12 protein-coding genes are annotated in these 18,692 nt (G+C 49.6%); 5 read left to right on the forward strand and 7 right to left on the reverse strand.

What is annotated here, in order from left to right; genetic code table 11:
- Window position 1: 1 nt before the first annotated feature.
- The 4 genes from NBH07_RS16275 to NBH07_RS16290 all read right to left on the reverse strand — a co-directional run bounded on the left by NBH07_RS16275 (window position 2) and on the right by NBH07_RS16290 (window position 4,486).
- On the reverse strand, window positions 2-343 hold the full coding sequence (locus NBH07_RS16275) for a toxin RelE (RefSeq protein ID WP_005857254.1): 342 nt from the start codon (window positions 341-343) through the stop codon (window positions 2-4).
- Complete coding sequence (locus NBH07_RS16280; RefSeq protein ID WP_005857256.1) at window positions 333-572, reverse strand: hypothetical protein; 240 nt, start codon at window positions 570-572, stop codon at window positions 333-335. The genes NBH07_RS16275 and NBH07_RS16280 overlap by 11 nt, the downstream gene beginning before the upstream one ends.
- 20 nt (window positions 573-592) lie before the next feature.
- The gene (nspC, locus tag NBH07_RS16285) at window positions 593-1,732 is read right to left on the reverse strand and encodes a carboxynorspermidine decarboxylase (protein WP_005857258.1); all 1,140 of its coding nucleotides are present in this window, start codon (window positions 1,730-1,732) and stop codon (window positions 593-595) included.
- Window positions 1,733-2,143: 411 nt separating this feature from the next.
- Window positions 2,144-4,486 (reverse strand): ATP-dependent helicase, encoded by a 2,343-nt coding sequence (locus NBH07_RS16290; RefSeq protein WP_011966254.1) that lies wholly within the window; start codon window positions 4,484-4,486, stop codon window positions 2,144-2,146.
- A gap of 129 nt (window positions 4,487-4,615) precedes the next feature.
- Here NBH07_RS16290 and NBH07_RS22660 point away from each other — a divergent pair, with 129 nt between their 5' ends.
- Entirely contained in the window at window positions 4,616-4,846 is a 231-nt protein-coding gene (locus tag NBH07_RS22660) for a DUF6722 family protein (protein ID WP_005857263.1), read from the forward strand.
- A 145-nt stretch (window positions 4,847-4,991) separates the two neighbouring features.
- Here NBH07_RS22660 and NBH07_RS16295 read toward each other — a convergent pair whose 3' ends face one another.
- Window positions 4,992-7,211: an outer membrane beta-barrel family protein gene (locus NBH07_RS16295; protein ID WP_008779806.1), complete on the reverse strand. Its 2,220-nt coding sequence runs from the start codon at window positions 7,209-7,211 to the stop codon at window positions 4,992-4,994.
- A gap of 220 nt (window positions 7,212-7,431) precedes the next feature.
- Between NBH07_RS16295 and NBH07_RS16300 the strand changes: the two genes are divergently transcribed.
- Complete coding sequence (locus NBH07_RS16300) at window positions 7,432-8,358, forward strand: helix-turn-helix domain-containing protein (protein ID WP_009017317.1); 927 nt, start codon at window positions 7,432-7,434, stop codon at window positions 8,356-8,358.
- Window positions 8,359-8,386: 28 nt separating this feature from the next.
- Here NBH07_RS16300 and rbp read toward each other — a convergent pair whose 3' ends face one another.
- Entirely contained in the window at window positions 8,387-8,758 is a 372-nt protein-coding gene (gene rbp / locus NBH07_RS16305; protein ID WP_009017316.1) for an RNA-binding regulator, read from the reverse strand.
- A 212-nt stretch (window positions 8,759-8,970) separates the two neighbouring features.
- On the reverse strand, window positions 8,971-14,505 hold the full coding sequence (locus tag NBH07_RS16310) for an alpha-2-macroglobulin family protein (protein WP_250833559.1): 5,535 nt from the start codon (window positions 14,503-14,505) through the stop codon (window positions 8,971-8,973).
- Window positions 14,506-14,673: 168 nt separating this feature from the next.
- Here NBH07_RS16310 and NBH07_RS16315 point away from each other — a divergent pair, with 168 nt between their 5' ends.
- From NBH07_RS16315 to pbpC, 3 genes are read left to right on the forward strand one after another with little or no spacing between them, the layout of a single operon-like run.
- On the forward strand, window positions 14,674-15,717 hold the full coding sequence (locus NBH07_RS16315; protein WP_009017314.1) for a virulence RhuM family protein: 1,044 nt from the start codon (window positions 14,674-14,676) through the stop codon (window positions 15,715-15,717).
- Between the two features lie 11 nt (window positions 15,718-15,728).
- The gene (locus NBH07_RS16320; protein ID WP_009017313.1) at window positions 15,729-16,166 is read left to right on the forward strand and encodes a DUF6078 family protein; all 438 of its coding nucleotides are present in this window, start codon (window positions 15,729-15,731) and stop codon (window positions 16,164-16,166) included.
- Entirely contained in the window at window positions 16,138-18,684 is a 2,547-nt protein-coding gene (pbpC, locus tag NBH07_RS16325; RefSeq protein ID WP_039848605.1) for a penicillin-binding protein 1C, read from the forward strand. Before NBH07_RS16320 ends, pbpC begins: the two co-directional genes overlap by 29 nt.
- Window positions 18,685-18,692: the final 8 nt, after the last annotated feature.

An 18,692-nucleotide genomic window follows, 5' to 3' on the forward strand; every position in this document is an offset into this window, starting at 1 on the left:
TTTACTTCAAATCACACTTATCAAGTAGTTTCCGGATCTCCTTAACGGACATAGACTCAATCTCGCTCTTATCATACATCGTCACAAGATAAATTGTTCCTTCATCAACGCTGACAAGTACCGTAAAAGTTATCACCCGAGCTCCCCCTCTCTTGCCCTGTGATTTCGAACGGATGGACATCCGGACCTTACGGAGGCCACCTCCCAAATCCGTTCCCGACAAAGGGTTCTCCAGCAGTTCGTCCCTCAACCTTAGGATATCTTCTTTCAACGACTTATATCGTTTCGCCAAATATTTCACCTCCTTAGCGAAGGGCGGTAATGCCTCAATCTTATAACTCATTCAATAGATCCTCCAATGGGCGAGAGGTTATTTTTCCCGCCTTCAAGTCTTTTACGCTCTGGAAAGCCTCTTCCAGCACCTCCCGCTCGCTTCGCTTGGCAGGCGAGAAGGTCTTCTCTTTTAAGTTCCGCAAGAGCGATAAAGCCTTACGCATAAGCTCCTCATTATCCAAGATACTCATGGCTTCCTCCATGTATGTATATTTCAACTCATTCGCTGTCATGGTCATATTCCTCCCTTTGCTTGTTTTTAATCCATCCTGTTCTTATAATCCTCATAGCCGAACGTACGGTACATCACCAGCTGGTCGTCCTTGCTCCAAAGGGCTAAGGAAGGATGCGGGATGCCGTTGAACATATTCGTTTTCACGATCGTGTAGTGGATCATATCCTCGAAAATCAGCTTGTCGCCGATCTCCAAAGGCTTGTCGAACGACCAATCCCCCATATAATCACCGCTTAAACAGCTATTCCCCCCGATCCGGTACGTAGGTTTCCCCTCCACGGCATCCGTGGCGAAACGGATAGCCGGCTTGTAGGGCATCTCCAGGCAATCCGGCATATGGCAGGTGAACGAGGCGTCGATAATCGCCGTCTTGATACCGTGGTTCTCCACGATGTCCACCACGGTTGTCAGCAAGAACCCGGTCTGCCAAGCGAAGGCGCTACCCGGCTCCATGATCAACTCCAAGTTCGGATATCTTTCCTTAAAGCCTTTCAGCAAAGCGATTAAATGCTCCACGTCGTAGCCCTTACGGGTCATCAGATGGCCGCCTCCCATATTCAGCCACTTGACGTGAGGCAGGAAACGGCCGAAACGCCTCTCCACCTCGGCCAGTGTCCGCTCCAGATCATAGGAGGTAGACTCACACAAGGTATGGAAATGCAGCCCCTCGATACCCTCCGGCAGCTTATCTCCCAGCAAGTCGCCGGTCACCCCCATCCGGGAACCCGGGGCGCAAGGATTATACAGGTCCGTCTCCACGTCCGAGTATTCCGGATTGATCCGCAATCCACAAGACACCCGGTTACCATCCGCCCGCACCATCGGATAAAAACGATGGAACTGAGAGAGCGAGTTGAACGTGACATGACTACTGTATCTCAAGATCAACGGGAAATCAGCCTCCGTATAAGCCGGGGAATAGGTATGCGCCGGACTTCCCATCTCCTCGAAGGCCAACTGGGCCTCGAATTTAGAGCTCGCTGTCGAAAAAGGAATGTACTCACGTACGATCGGGAACGCTTTCCATAAAGCGAAAGCCTTAAAAGCCAATATGATATTCACTCCCGCACGTTCTTTTACGCTCTTGATCAAGGACAGGTTGTTTCTCAGTAATTTCTCCTCCATCACATAGCAAGGCGAGGGTATCTTGTTGATGTCTATCATGCTGTATCTCAATATTTCATAATAAATATGCAAATATAGCGAAAACATTCGGAGAAAGCAAGGTTTCCGCTCCGAAAAAGCAATAAAAATACAACTATATTTTTCATTTAAAGACTATTGTGTTTAGCCACGAACACTATTGTGTTTGGCGGCAAACATTATTGTATTCAACCGTGAACACTATTGTGTGTTTTAAAGGGAAAAAACGGCGACGTGACGTCGCCTCTTCTTTTTTTCTTATCTTTCCTAATATACTTATATATAGTAGTGCGAAACGCAGTGCGAAAAAGCGATACCTTTTTCATTCAATCAACTAAAAACCAACACCTTGGTCATTCGAAACGTAGTGCGAAATGCGGTGCGAAATACGATGCGGCTCGTAGCATGCCCAGACATGCCATAAGCTAACCGTCAATCATTCAACATAGTAAGTTTAGCGAACTTCAAAAGTAACTGCTTTTGTCCGAAATGATCGAAGGCCACTGTAGCCTTCGCGTTACCACCCTCTCCTTCTATCGAGACAATCTCACCTTCCCCAAAACGATCATGGCGAACCTTGGAACCCACATGTAACCCCGATAGATCTGTGGCTGGAGCCGCCGAAAAGGACGATTCCATCGTGTTTTTTAACTTCGTAAGATGCCCTTGACGCTGTGCCGCTTGCTTCACCGGCGACACGAAATCATCCTCAACCGCCCTTGGTTGCCGGAATGGAGAGGCAAAAGCCGGGCGCCCGTAGCGTTCACGGGCCGAGGCGAATGCATCTGAAGCGCCGGCATCCGAAGGCATATCCAGATACTTAGCGTCTATATCCTTCAAGAAACGGCTGGGCGTACACATATCCGTCTTCCCATTACGATAGCGGCTCTTCGCATAGCTCAATACGCAATTTTGCTCCGCACGGGTAATCGCCACGTAGAACAAACGACGCTCCTCCTCTACCGCTCTCGGGTTATCTTTCGACAGGGACGAGGGGAATAGGTCTTCCTCCAAGCCTACCACGAAAACATTCGTGAATTCCAATCCCTTGGCGGCATGTACGGTCATCATCGTGACCTTATCGGAGTTTTCCTCTTTATCGTTATCTTGATCGGTGAGCAAGGATACCTCCGCCAAGAAGTCGGACATGGCGACTTGCTCCATGCCCTCCTCACGCCGGATCTCGCAAAACTCAGCGATACCTTTCAGCAACTCCTGCAAGTTCTCTTGCTTGCTCACGCCCTCTACGGAACGGTCTTGAAACAGGTCGGAAACGATGCCGCTACGCTTCACCACCAAGGTAGCCAATTCCTCTGCGGAGAGTTTTTTATTCTCTTCAATGAAAACTTCAATCAAACTACGGAAATCGCTCAGTTTCTTAGCTGTACCATTATTTATCGGTAGCGAATATTCCAAGGGGGCTTGAAGCACGGTCCATAGACTTACCCCGTATTCAGTAGCGGCGCCAACAAGCTTACCTACCGTCGTATCCCCGATTCCCCGGGTGGGATAATTGATGATTCGCTTCAAGGCCTCCTCGTCGTGCGGGTTCACGATCAGGCGGAAGTAAGAGATCACGTCCTTGATCTCTTTCCGCTGGTAAAAAGACAAACCGCCGTAAATCTTGTAAGGGATGCCCCGCTTTCGCAACGCCTCTTCCAAGATACGGGACTGGGCGTTGGTACGATACAAGATAGCGAAATCAGCATACGAGAATTTCCCTAATATCCCGTGCATCTCGTTGATTCGGGCGGCTACGGTGTAGCCCTCCTCATAATCGGAGTACGAGGTGAAAACACTCACCTTGTTGCCCGCCTCTTTCTCGGAATAGACCGTTTTGGGTATCTGACGTGTATTCTTGTCGATCAAGCTATTGGCAGCGTTCACGATATTCTGGGTGGAACGGTAATTCCGTTCCAGCTTGAAGATACGGCAACCGGTATAAAGATTCTTGAATTGCAGGATATTATCTATATTAGCGCCTCGGAAGGAGTAGATGCTCTGGGCGTCATCCCCTACCACGCAGATATGGCCGTGTCTCTCGCAAAGCCGTTGCACGATCAAGTGTTGGGCGAAGTTCGTATCTTGATACTCATCCACCAATACATACCGGAAGAAGTTCCGGTATTTCTCCAAGACGGCCGGATGATCCCGGAACAGGATATTGGTTTGCAGCAACAAGTCGTCGAAATCCATCGCTCCCGCTTGCAGGCAACGGCTCTGGTAACGTTTGTAGATTTCCCGAAGCAAGGGGACCTTGGCATTCATATCGCTTTCCACGAGCTCTTTATTTTGCTCGTAGGCCGTATAAGTTATCAAGGAGTTCTTCGCGTTGGAGATCCGGCTCTGCACCATTCCTAGGCGGTACACCTTATCGTCCAATTGCATTTCCTTGATGATGGATTTCAGTAAGCTCTTGGAATCAGTGGCGTCATAAATCGTGAAATTGGAAGGATAACCGATATGCTCCGCCTCGTTCCGTAAAATACGGGAGAAGATGGAATGGAACGTTCCCATCCATAGCCGACGGGCCGTTTGGTCACCGGTGATGGCCGCAATACGCTCTTTCATCTCCCGGGCCGCCTTATTGGTAAAGGTCAGCGCCAAGATACTATAGGGAGGCAATCCCAATTGCAATAAATAAGCGATCTTATAGGTCAGTACCCTTGTCTTACCGGAGCCAGCCCCGGCCACGACCAAGGATGGCCCCTCATTGTAAACCACCGCTTCCCGCTGGCTCTCATTCAGTTGATTCAAATACTCTTCCACATTCATCCGTTTTAGGGATACAAAATTAGGGAAAATAAGCGATTCCACATAAAAAAGTTGGGCAGGTCGCCGATAATATATACATTTGCCTACATATAATCAGTAGTATTAACCAAAACAAGAGACTATGGGGAAATGGGAAATTTTGAGAAAATAATTATTAAGAAAGAGCGGGACAAGATCAGGAGGGAGACTTTAGGGAAGTTCTTTTTTGATTTGGCTAAGTTGGTTTTCGCCGCTATAGTATTGGGAGAAATACTCCTTTTGCAAGAGAATGTTTTTGATAAGAGTTGTTGGGTCATGATAATGACAGGTCTTAGTGTCACCTATTCATTAGCTTGGTTAGGAAATAAAATTTTAAAATAAAAGAATATGATATTAAATCCATTAAGTGCCCTATTCTTAGTAGTAGGAGTTATTACAGGTTTATTTATCGCTTGGCTTTACACGAAGCCCGGCAAGAAATGGCTGGACGAGTTATGATACCGTAGGGAGCGGGCCTGTGCCCGCCCTACTTATCTAGGGCGTCCAACAGATCATCATTCCTTATGCTTCTCCCCGCCTTCTTCACGCTCGCTTTTAAATCACCGATCCGGTAGCTAATGGCGATGCCGAAACCACGACTAAACATACGCTCGGTCTGCCGGATATGAAAGTCCGGATATCGCTCGTTAATCTGTATCGTCTTATGATCTCCCAGAAAATCTTGCGCCCGCAGCGTACAAGTCAATTTATCCTTCAAGAAGCTCTTTACCACACTCAAGCCGTAAAAATAAAAGCCGTACGAGTCCATCCCCACATTCGGCTCGGAACGCACGTACCCACCCGACAGGACAAAACGCCACCCGTACTTAAACTTCTGCGAGAAATCGACAAAAGCAGAGCCACAAAAGCCGGAATTACGCACATCCGTATCGTAAACCTCATTCCCCTCCTGCGCCCGTAAATCCAGATAATGCAACATGCTGTTCAGCGACACGCTTGTCCGGGGCGAAGGATTATAGCTTAGATAAAGGTTTCCTCCCGCTGCTTTCACGTCCACGAGATTATCATACGTACTATTCACCACATTCGCCGAATCAATGAACAGATACTCATCAATCACCCCTTTTCCCAAGGTGCAGAGCACGGAAGCTTGCACATTCAATTTCGTTCCGTAATAACTGTATGACGCCGAAAGACGATGATGTTTCTCCGATACCAATCCCGGATTTCCATACGAGATAGAGGTCCCAGACACGAACACCGTAGGATTCAAATAGCTGATATTCGGGCGACGTAAACGTAAGTTGTAAGCCAAGCGAAACAAACTCCGGTCATCCAAGCGGAAAGCGGAGGTCCAAGAAGGAACCCAATCCGTTACACGATAATTAAAATCCTTGCCTTCGCCTTGTTTATAAGTCACGTCCTGCCAAGTATGTTCCATACGAATGCCGGGGTTCAAGCTCCATTTACCATACTTAAATCCATATCCCGCATAGGCGGAGCATATATTCTGCACATGCCGATATTCCACCAAAGGCTGTAAATCTGCGGGTAACCAGACACCCTCATCCAACTCCTTTACCTCCGAAGTAGCGTGGCTCGTACTGCTACGCCGAATCAGCTTCAAACCTCCCTCGATGGAATGTATACTTGTAAAAGGATTCACGTAATCAAGCTGGGCCGTATGCTCATGGGTGCGGGCATGACTGATTTGCCGGGTATAATCGGCCTCCAGTTGGGGTAACGAGACATTACCCATCTTATCCTTATCGTAAAACACGCTATAGATATCGTTCGGGATATAATCATACTGATAGGAAAGCGTTAGCATCTCTTCCTTATTTCGTTTGAATAAACGCTGATAATCCGCTTTTAAGGAGGCGCTACCCCATTCGTTCTTTTTACTCATATCCTCGTTATAAGCATAGATTTCTTCCCCCTCTTTATCAAGCCTGCTATAATGGCTATTCCAAATAGAGTTGCTGTTTCCGATATTCAAGTTTCCGGACAAGGAGATTAAATTCAATGTATCGATCTCGAAACTGCCTTCCAGACTTCCATAATGAGCCGGATATTTCACGTCTACGTCTGAGAGCATCCGGAGCTTCCCACCGTCTTCCGACTGAGTACGGAGATAATCTGACTCGCTCTCGGATGACTGTTGGCTAAACGTATAATTTCCGGAAAGCGATAATCGGCCATATTTCAGCGTAGCGAAACCACCGACACTCTTAAATAAGTTCATCACCGTAGTGTTTATACTCGCGTTATATCCCTCGAACTCCGCTCCTTTCGTCACGATATTCAAGATTCCGCTGACACCCTCCGCATCGTAACGGGCACCGGGATCTGTTATCACCTCCACTTTCTTGATCATGCTGGCGGGGATACTACGCAAGACCTCCTTGGGATTATTGGAGAACATATTCGAGGGACGCCCATTCATATAAATCTTAAAACTGGATTGTCCGTTTACCTTCACGTTATCCTCGCCATCCACGGTCACTAGAGGGACTTTCCGCAACATCTCCAGCAGGGTATAGGTTCTGGAATCCGGGTCCTCGGCGATACTGTAAGTAGTCTTATCCGCCTCCGCCTTTATCAAGGGTTTCACGGCAACAATGTTTATCTCGGGTAAGTCCTCGTTCAAATACAATGAATCGGGAGAGACGAGTTGGGCGGTCAACGTCGAGTTCCAGTTTCCCACAAGCCCTATCAAGGTCATCATCATCAGAAATCTTTTCATATCTGCATCTTATTTGATTTGTTTTCGGGCAAAAGTAGAGGCAACAGACAACAACAACATAAATAATCGCCGGATAAGTAGCTGACATTTCCATGACATCCGGTCATTTAGCTGGATTTATGTCTATTTCATCCCGAATCCTATCGAAAAGGATACTTTCCTTCTATAATATTTAGTACCTTCGAACGTTCTTTTTATGTTAATTCTAATCTAGCGAATAATGAATACACGACTATCGGCCAATCTATCTGTTTTGGGTACCTCCTTAATGCTGATTCTCTCGTTCAGCTTTGGTTTCCATAGTTATACGGAAGCTAAGAAAACGATCGTGACAGACTTGAACCAAGCGTTGCAACAAACGATCCTGCAAAATTCCCACCTATGGATGAGCCAAGATTCCATACGCACCTATGCCAATCTATCCAAGCTTTTCGGCAATCCGGTATCCATAGAAAGTTATAACAAGGACTTTTCCGACGCATTGAGTTATACGCCCGACAAGAAGAAAACGGGAATCGTGATCCACGTACTCAATAAAGATCCTCAAACCGAAAACGCTCCCGCTAATGCCAACAAGAAACTCAACGAATATTATATCGCCAGCGATACGATTATCTGGGCATCATCCATAGCGAACAGCCCCAATGCTACCACGGATCATATCGGGATCTCATTCCAAGGGTACGCCAATTGCTCCACCTTTGCGGTTATCGGGCTATCGGACAAATCTTTGCCCGGCCTATTCCTCGGGCTTGCCTTTTTATCCGCTACCCTGCCCTTATTGCTTAAACGTTATAGAAAGGAGCTGATAATGCCCCAATCTATCCATCCGGAAAAGACCATCTCTTTCGGTAATTTGAACCTTTCTTGCGAGACCGCCTCCTTCTATAAGGAGAATGAGGAGAAACTAAAACTCACCCCTCAGCAATATGCCTTGATGGAGATGTTTTTCCTATCGCCTACTCATATCTTGAACCGCTCGGATATCTGCGAGAGCTTATGGCCGGGAAAGATCAACGCCGACGAGACCTTGAACACCTTGATCCGAAGGCTACGGCCTTTAGTGGAGGAAAACAGTAACCTAAAGATCACGACAGACCGTGGACGAGCCTATGTGCTTGAAATAAAAAAGAGCGACCATCTCTGATCGCTCTTTCCTTTTTATCTAGATAGAATTAATATCTTCCACCGTCCCGGTTAGAACCATAACCGCCACCTCTGTTAGAGCCATAGCCACCGCCTCTGTTGGAACCGTAGCCGCCACCTCTGTTGTTATTGAAACGACCACCTCTGTCGCCTCTATCCTCTCTAGGTCTGGCTTCTGTTATATTGATGACTTTGCCGTCATAACTTGCTTGGTTTAACTCCTCGATAGCTTTCTTAGCTAGCTCATCATCGCTCAGCTCAACGAAACCGAAGCCTCTTGAACGGCCAGTTTCTCTATCCATAATAACTTTTGCTGAAGTAATCTCACCGTAATCAGCAAATAACTGTCTTAAGTCCGCATCAGAGATGTTGTAACTTAGATTTGAAATGTAAAGATTCATTTTGTAAACTTTAATTAAATGGTTAATTGAGCTGAGTATGTCGACTAAAAAAGTTTACCTAACAAATCAAGTTGTGAGCAAATACTTTCTAATACTAACTTAAATCAATCTCAAATATGCTGCGAATGTAATGGTTTTATTCGAGCATACAACTATAAATCCAATAAATTTCGAAAAAATATAAGGGCGGGGTCTGCCCGCCCCCCACGAAATTAGAATACGGTAACTTCTTGTCCCGCGGTATTCGCACGGATTAAATAATCGTACATCGCCTCGCAATACACCGGAGGCAGGTAGAAGCGGCCCGGGTAGACTGCGCAAAGATTGATCTTCACGGTCACTTGACTGCCTGCCGGCAGACGGTCTATATAACTATAAACACGGTCGTCACGAATATCCTGATAATTCACTCCGGCGCTCAAGCTGTCCGTAGCGGACTCATTCAAGAAACGGGTATTCAGTATTTCCCATCCGGCAGGGAAGATCTCCGATAATACCAAATTATTATATCCCCGGGCCGAAGGGTTCTTTACCGTAACCACGGCGGAGAAATTCGTACCTTGCTCCAATTGGGCGACATTGACCGGACGTCCGTTCAAGTCCACATAGCTAACCGCCAACGAGACACCATTCGCATACGCTTTTTCCTCTCCCTGCTCCGGTATTCCCTCGGTTATGATACGGGCGAAGAGCGTAGATTTACCCGTGTTCTTCAACTCGACGCTCGCCGAGGTCCCCGCCTTATCCAATAAGGTCTCGGACCATATATTCTTATCTGTTTTCACCTGTCCATCCTTTCCGCCACAAGCATACGTGAAATCCATGGCCCCGTCTACCCGATATTTAGCTAGGTAGTCCGACAAGGCAACTAAAGCGAATGCCGTAGATTGTGTGCTCAACCAATCATCCGAAGAAAGTTGTTTGGACAATTCTTCCACCAAGGTAGCGGCCTCCTTGCCTTTATCCAACAAGCAAAGCGTCATTAACTGGATGGATTGATCCCGGACATCACTGCCGAACGTCTCGTCATACTCGGAATAACCGGAAGGAAGAGCCGTCGTCTTACTGATCAAGTCTTGAGCGACATCCTCACGGCCGACCAAGGCATAGGCGGAAGCTAGCGACCAGCGACTCATGGAGGCCAAGTCTTTCATCTCTTTCAAGCGGTTCATGGCACCCATCTCCGGCGACCCGGCCAAAGCCAATACATACAGGCGATAGGCTTGGGTAGTCTCTTCCGAATCCATATAATAAGAGGTAGCCGGCTTCCAATTACGGGCTACCCGGCGTAGATTATTCAATACGCTTTGTTTCATGACCTCGGGAACCAAGTAGCCTTTCTTCGAGGCTTCCAGCAAGAAATGAGTAGCGTAAACCGTACCCCAGCCATTGCTGCTCGTTCCACCCGGCCAATAGGCGAAAGCCCCATCTACGGTCTGGTAAGAGCGCAGACGGCGGATCACCTCTTTCACGGCCTCCTCCGTGGATTTCGCCTGTTGAGGGGTCAAATCCGTAAACGAGGAGATATAAAGCTGCGGGAATCCTTTCGAGGTGATCTGTTCCAGACATCCGTGCGGATAACCCAACAAATAAGATAGACGTGAGGATAAGTTCACGGGGGCGATATCCGACACTTCTAAAGTCAACTGGTTCGTACCCGTGGCACCCGGCATCGCAACCGTCTTTTTCCAAGACTTGCCGGCCTCCAAGGTAGCGGCGGTAACTTTCACTTGCGGGCGGCGTACCGTACGGATCTCCAGTTCCGTCTCATAAACGGATTTATCCCCTTTACCCGTAGCGGTTATCGTTACCTTCCCGATACCCGGGTTCTTCTTCACCCGGATACGGAACGAGGCCTGCCGATCCCCTTTCCGCTCGAAGCTCAAACTCTTCGTCGCCTCGCCGACCACTTCCATATTCGAGCTGCAAGCGATAGATACATTCACGGCTCCTACGCCATCCTCGGTAGCGAATACCGTAGCGGGTACTACCATCTCCTCGCCCACGCCGATCACCCGGGGCAAGGTTCCTAGCAGCATTACGGGCTTACGTACCATCACGCTCTTATCGGCATGTCCATAAGCCTCCCCGTTTCCGGCTACCACCATGATCTTGACACGCCCGTTATAATTCGGCATCTGATAGGTATGCCGGGCGGTCTTCCCCTTCTTCAGCAAGAACGGGCCGTCAAATCGCACCACGGGCTTGAAGCGGTTCACGATCGCTTTCGGGCCTTTGTTCAGCGCATCATCGCCGCCGATACTGAACAATTGCTCGATACGGCCGCCATAAGCGCCAACCACGTAGTTATACAAATCCCATGTATTCACGCCCAACGCTTCCCGGGCGTTAAACGCCTTCCAAGGCTCCGGCGTACGGAAACGGGTCAAGTCCAGCAAGCCCTCATCCACGATCGCCAGCGTGTAAGCCATCTCCTTTCCATTCTTCTCGGAGACGGATATGGTATAAGAGGCATCCGGTTTCAGCTCGGCGGGAGATTGGATAATCGGAGTCAGATGGCTCTCCGGAGAAGTTACCGTGAACGGGACCACGCCGTACAAGCGGATCGGCAAATCGTTCTTCGTGATGCCATGAGGCTGCAAAAGGGTGATATAGACGTAAGCGTTCGGCTGCATATCTTTCGTCACATCCAGTCTCACGGTCGTTTGTTTATCCTCGCACGTATGTTCCGTCAAGGAAAGGACACGCACGCCGTTCTCTATACTGATAATCGCACGGCTTCCTTTCGTAGAGGGGAAGGTGACTACCATCTTCTCGCCGGGCGTATAACTATCCTTATCGGTCTTGAAACTAAGCATCGTGGCGGACTCGCTGCCATCGGTGTTACGTCGGCCCTCGTTATAAGGCCAGTCGAAATAACTCATCACTCCCGTAGAGTGCTTGCTCTCCTTATCTTTCACGGAAATGAAATACGTTCCCCACTCCTTATCCGGGAAAGAGAGCTGGAACGTACCCCGGCCGTCCCCATCCGTACGGACGGTAAATGTCTTTACCGGCTTATTGTAGGAATCCGATACGTAATTGGCCAGACCGCTACTGTTGGAGTCCAACCACCAATACCAATAGACCTTATATACTTTCACGTCTAATTCCGTATTCGCTTGCGGTTTCCCTAAATAATCAACAGAAGCGACCTCGTAGGTATAATTGGCTCCGGTATTTAGTTGTTCCTTATCTTTCTGCGGAGATTTGATACCAGCATACCGGCGATAAGGCGAGTAAAGCATCCGGTCCGCGTCGATACTGAAATCTCCGGATTCCTCATAGACCCGGGTCACTAGGTTTGCCAGCAACATTCCGGGAGCGGTAGAACCCAGCTCGAAGCGGGCTTGTACCGTGGCATCGCCCCGCTCATTGGTAACGCCGGAGATCAGCTTGCTCTCTTCCGTATTAAATACACGGGAAGGATCGTCGAAATAGAAACCCTTATAGCCCTCGAAGGTAGTCGGGGTGGCGATAAAGGTACCTTGTATATCGTATTTCAAGTTACGGGCGATAGCTCCTTGCAGCCATTCCACATGCAGGCGGGCATCCATAGGCTCACCACGCAACAAGGTCTTCTCCGGCATGGATAAGGCGATCTTCAGGCGGTTCGGCTTGATGGACTCGATGCGTAAGCGCTTCGAGAAAGAGACCCCACCCACTTGCGCCTTCACATTCCACGCACCCGTGGGAGCATCCGCCTCGGTAACGAAATCGAAGACATAAAGCCCCAGCTCGCCACGGGTCTGCGTCTTACGGGCATACATTTGCCCTAACGGGTTGTACAGCTCCATCACCACCGGATGCTCTGCCGGCAATTGCTTCGCCCGGTCGTTCAGCATAAAGCCCAGATGCAACGTATCACCCGGACGCCATACGCCTCGCTCGCCATAGATAAAGCCCTTGATCCCTTTCTGGACGACCTCGCCCGATACATCGAACGAACTGAGCGAGAGAGCCGATCCGTTATCCACCCGCAGATAGGAACGTTGGGTTCCCTGTGAGGCGATCAGGTAGAACGGACGTCCCGAGGAGAGATCCAGCCGTACCTGTCCCTTGTCATCGGTCGTGCCCGAGGCCAACGCTTGGTGTTGGTAATTATAGGCGGTAACCGTAACTCCTCGCTCCGGCTCCGTATTCTGTATATTATGCACCAACACGGTCATATCATTATCCTGCCCCATCAAGGCGACCAGTCCCAAATTGGTAGCCAAGATATTCTTTCCCTCTACCTTATTAAAGTAATAACTATCCGAGCAAGGATCGTTCCATTCTTTCCAATTATAACTAGACCAATCGTATTGACGGTAATAATACGCTCCCTCGTCAAAACGGGCGGACTCTTCCTTGAAACGGATCTCGTCCGAGGCCAAGATCTGCTCCTTCGAGATCTTCACCGTATCATTCCCGCAAGGATAGGCCGACAAAGGCCGGTCAAACGAAAGCTCCAGACGGTAGATAGCGCCCGGTTCCGGCTCGATCAACCGCTTTAAATCGACCGCGAACGTATTCCACCGGGACAGGTCAAGATCCTCCTCATCCAAGAAGATCGTCTTACGGGCGATCAAGCGCCCGACACGCATCAGCTCCCCGGACTCATCCAAGTTGTTCGATTGCAGGAACTGACCGATATTCTGCTCCAATATCTTGATAACGCTCACCGTAACCCCTCGCAAATAAATCGCTTGGAAAGGAACGGATAATTGCGTGGATTGCGGGATGATCACTCCTTTCCCGATAAAACGGACGCCGGGTTTCTGCTCATCTAGGATTATTTGACGCACGACAGCCTCTTTCAGGTTCAAGCCGCTCTTGCTGCGGATGCCTTGGTTCAGGTGGATATTCATCACGCCCTTTTGCCACAAATCGGCATCCGGATATAGGCGTAGCTTGTTTCCGTCCACGGTTACGGTCTCCGACGTATTCTCGGCGATAAAGGCCAAACCTCTCATATCTTGGCCCACATCCAATAACTTCGTGAAAGCGACCTCCACGTAACGCTCCGGCTCGGACACATACGTCACGTCGTACACCGAGAAATCATTCTGATCCGGAACGCTCACTGTCACGACATCGGCCTTTTCCACGCCTAGTTTATTAGAAGATACGGAAAGCTTGAGTGTCCGTTCCCCCTCCATCCCGGCGGAGACATTGAATAAGGTTACCTCATGTTTCTTCCCATCCGGGCTGTGTTGCCAAGTAGCGTCTACCTTCTCCGAGAAATCCACCAACGACTCCACGGTCTCCGGAGATTCCTTATCCGGCGTGAAAAGCACGGCGGTCAGATCGTACCCATTCTCGTTTTTCTTGTTGATATCCATCGATTCCAGATTCCCCCGAAGGGCTAAAGGGAGCGTGGTAAAACCAAAAGCGAACCACTTATCCTTACCTTGTGCCTCAAACCATTCGGACAAATCGGCTTTCACCTGATAAGAGGTGTTTCGCTCAAAGCCTTTCTCCGGCTTGAATACCAACGTCCGGTTATTCTCGAAAGCCCATTTCCCCGGCACATCGGGCTTGAGGCGCACGAGTTTCCCCAATCGGTCCGCCTTTAATCGATCCGCCGGGATCTCTTGATTAAAGATCAGGTAAACGGGAGAATACCGGGAAATCTTCCCGGTAGTAAACGCCTCTACATTCGGATTATAAGGGGGGAGATCTTGATCCGTGGAGCTTGTCGTATGACAACTTGTCAAGATAGACAAGAGACAAAGTACGCAGAATAAACCGATAGACCGTATCATACACATGAATGTTTAAATGGTTAATCCACAAATGTACATAAATAGAAGGATTTCTCTCCTATACTTTCAGACAAACTGATAATTTTCGTACATTTGTCTTAAATATGGAGCGACCAGTATGCCACCAAAGAAGTACAGGAGTCGCTAAACAAGAGGAAAGAAAAGTATATGGCGAAGAAATTCGAAATTCGAAATAGCACGGCGGAATTCCTTATCTTCATGCTAGAAGGTAAGGAAGATGGCATACAGGTAATGTATCATAACGAAACCATCTGGTGCACGCAGAAAGCGATGTCTACCCTGTTTGACTGCTCTACAGACAATATCGGATTACACCTAAAGAACATCTTTACATCCGGTGAATTACGGAAAGATTCAACTACCGAGTTTTTCTCGGTAGTTCAAATCGAGGGCGGACGGCAAGTATCCCGAAAAACATTGTTTTATAACCTTGATGCGATCATTTCTGTCGGTTATCGTGTAAACAGCGTTCGTGCTACACAATTTCGCCAATGGTGCACATCGGTCATCCGTCAATTCGCTATCCGTGGTTATGTGATAGACAAGAAGCGTATGGAGAACGGCTCTTTCATCGGTGAAGATTATTTTGAACATCTACTAGCCGAGATACGGGAGATACGGTTAAGCGAGCGTCACTTTTACCAAAAGTTGACCGATATCTATGCTACCGCTATTGACTATAATCGTGACGCACCAACCACCCGCCTCTTTTTCCAAAAGGTACAAAATAAGATACATTATGCCGTACACGGTCATACCGCCGCCGAGTTAATCGTGAACCGAGCCAACTCGGAAAAAGAACATATGGGACTGACCACATGGGAAAATGCGCCTAAAGGGAAGATCGTAAAAACAGATGTGGCCATTGCCAAGAACTACCTTAACGAGATGGAGTTGGACGACATGGGACATTTAGTCAACGCAGTTCTGGATATGGCAGAGCGCATGGCTAAACGACATATACCCATGACCATGGAAGACTGGGCAAAACGTATCGACCTGATACTCGAAGCCGGAGGTAATGACTTATTGACCAACGCCGGCAAGGTGACAGCCGAATTAGCCAAAGCTTTCGCAGAAGCCGAGTTCGAGAAGTATCGGGTCATTCAAGACCGTCTCTTCCAATCGGATTTTGACCGTTTCGATAGCGAGACCTTGTTCCCGACAGATTTCAATCCCGATAATACATAAATAGCAACATCATGACCAAGAAACTACACAAGGAAATCCCCATCGACTACGCCGTCTGCCAGCAACAAGATTGCCCTCGGGCCGGAAAGTGCCTGCACCAGATCGCCTACCAACCGCTCATCGAACAACCGGCAACCGTATTACGGCTGCTGAACCCCACCCTCTGTACCCGGGATGGGGCTTGCCCCTACTTCCGAGACTCCGCTCCCGTCACCTACGCACGGGGTTTCACCGGAATACAGAGCCGGATGTTCCCGGCGCAATACCAGCAATTCATGTCGATACTCATGTTCCATTTCGGACGTAACCCCTACTTCGAGCGGCGAAGGGGCGAATTTCCACTCTCACCTAAAGAGCAAAGGATCGTGCTAAACGCCTTGCGAAGGGTCGGAGTGACGGAAGAGCTAAGGTTCGATCATTATGAGGAGAGTGTCAATTGGTATGATTGAGGCAGTACTCCTTATAAAGTACCGCAATACTCAGCCGGACAGTACCGCAGTACTTCGTAAGGAGTACCGCAGTACTTTGCTCACAGTACTACAGTACTTCCTACGAAGTACTGGCAGATACCTCAGCCATCTATCCAAGTCGCTATTACCAAGGCCGGGACGAGTGCCATGGCGCCTCCTCGCATCCCTCTTGGGGATCGGCGTGACGGCGTGGTGTGTCATGTATGGCATCGTGCCCCGGCAATTATTTCCCGCCCCCTGCTCTACCTTATTATATTCGGCCGAGGGCGAGCTTTTAGGCGCACGTATCGCACCGGACGGGCAATGGCGTTTCCCGGCGGCGGATAGCTTGCCTGATAAATTCGTGGATTGCTTGCTCACGTATGAGGATAAACGGTTCTTTTACCATCCCGGTATAGACCCCGCCGCCATCTTCCGGGCGATCCGCTTGAACGGGAAAGCGGGGCGTGTGGTGAGCGGAGGAAGTACCTTGACCATGCAATTGGCACGCATAGCGAGAGGAAACCAAGACCGGACCTTCTACGAGAAAACGATCGAGATGTGCTGGGCGCTCTTTCTAGAAACCACCTATAGCAAACAAGAGATACTGAACCTCTATGCCTCGCACGCTCCCTTCGGGGGAAACGTGATCGGGCTGGAGACCGCCGCATGGCGTTATTTCGGGCGAAGCGCCTCCGAGCTATCGTGGGCCGAGAGCGCCACGCTCGCGGTTCTTCCTAACTCCCCCGCCTTGATCCACCCCGGGAGAAACCGGAAACAACTGAAGGAGAAGCGGGATCGCTTATTGGCTTCCCTTCAAAAGAAAGGTATATTGGAAGAGACTGAATACGAGCTGGCCTGCATGGAGCCACTTCCCGAAGCCCCTCTCCCTTTACCTAATGATGCCCCGCATCTGTTGGAAAGACTGGCCGCAGAACAACCGGGGCAACGCATCCAAACCTCCGTCCGCCAAGCCCTGCAACGACAGACACAGGCCCTCGTAAACCGTTATGCCCGTGAATACAGTTCCAACCATATCTATAATCTGGCGGCGATCGTAGCGGACGTGGAGACCGGGGAGGTATTGGCCTACGCCGGAAACGCTACCTATCCGGCCGACGAGCGGCGGGGGAACCAAGTGGACATCATTACCTCGCCCCGCAGCACGGGAAGCATCCTCAAGCCCTTCCTGTATGCCGGTATGCTGCACGACGGGCTGTTGCTCCCCTCTATGCTGGTATCGGACGTGCCCTTGAATATAAACGGCTTCTCCCCCCATAATTACAACAAGACATTCTACGGGGCGGTACCGGCCCATGTAGCCATAGAGCGCTCCTTGAACGTGCCCTTGGTACGTATGCTCTCCCAGTATAATACCGGACGCTTTATGTCTTTACTGAAATCGTGGGGAATGACTACCTTACGTTTCTCCGAGGAACATTACGGGGCCTCCTTGATCTTGGGAGGGGCCGAGGGAACCTTATGGGATCTTTCCGGTATGTATGCCTCCATGTCTCGTGTGCTTAAACATTACCGTACTTACAACGGACGCTATAATCCGGCGGATATCCATCCGCTGACTCCCTTTCCGGCGGAGAGGAAGGAACCCATCCGTTCCCTTACCGATAGCCGGCTCACCGATAAGGCTCTCCTTTCCTCCGCGGCCCTGTGGTACACGTTCGAGGCGATGTCCGCCCTGAACCGTCCCGAGGAAGAGGCCGACTGGCAACAATTCGAGTCGATGAAACGGATCGCATGGAAGACCGGGACGAGTTACGGGGGACGAGACGCTTGGGCGATCGGCACGACCCCCCGCTACGTCGTCGGCGTATGGGCCGGTAACGCTTCCGGCGAGGGCCGTCCGGGACTTACGGGTGTCGGCAACGCCGCCCCGGTCCTTTTCGATCTCTTTTCCCTATTGCCCGGTGGCGAATGGTTCGACCTGCCCTACGATGAGACGCTTCCCATGGCGATCTGCCGGAACAGCGGACATAAAGCCTCGCCCTACTGCGAGCAAACGGACACCTTATACATGCCGCTGTCCGGCAATAACACGGGGATTTGCCCCTACCATAAGCTCGTGCATCTATCGGCGGACGGACGGTACAGGGTCAATAGTTCCTGCGAGTCTGTCGACCGGATGATCAGCCGCCCGTGGTTCGTGCTTCCTCCCGCGCAGGAGTATTACTACCGCAACTATCACATCGATTATATCCCGCTCCCTCCGGTAAAACCCGGCTGCGGGCAAGACCTGAACCGCCAGATCGAACTGATCTATCCCGAGCATAACGCCATTCTCTACCTTCCGAAAGGCTTCTCCGGAAAGTCTGAGAAATTTATCTTCAAGGCCGCCCACGCCCGCCGTGACGCTACGATTTACTGGCATCTGGACGAAAGCTATCTGGGAGAGACCACCGAGAATCACCAGATCAGTTGCTCCGTGAGCCAAGGAAAACATCTCCTTACCCTCATCGACAACGAGGGGAACCAAAAGAAAATACAATTCGAGGTCAAGTAAAGCATCCG

Origin of the sequence: Parabacteroides sp. B2-S-102, from assembly GCF_023656665.1 — a bacterium.
Lineage (GTDB): Bacteria > Bacteroidota > Bacteroidia > Bacteroidales > Tannerellaceae > Parabacteroides > Parabacteroides distasonis.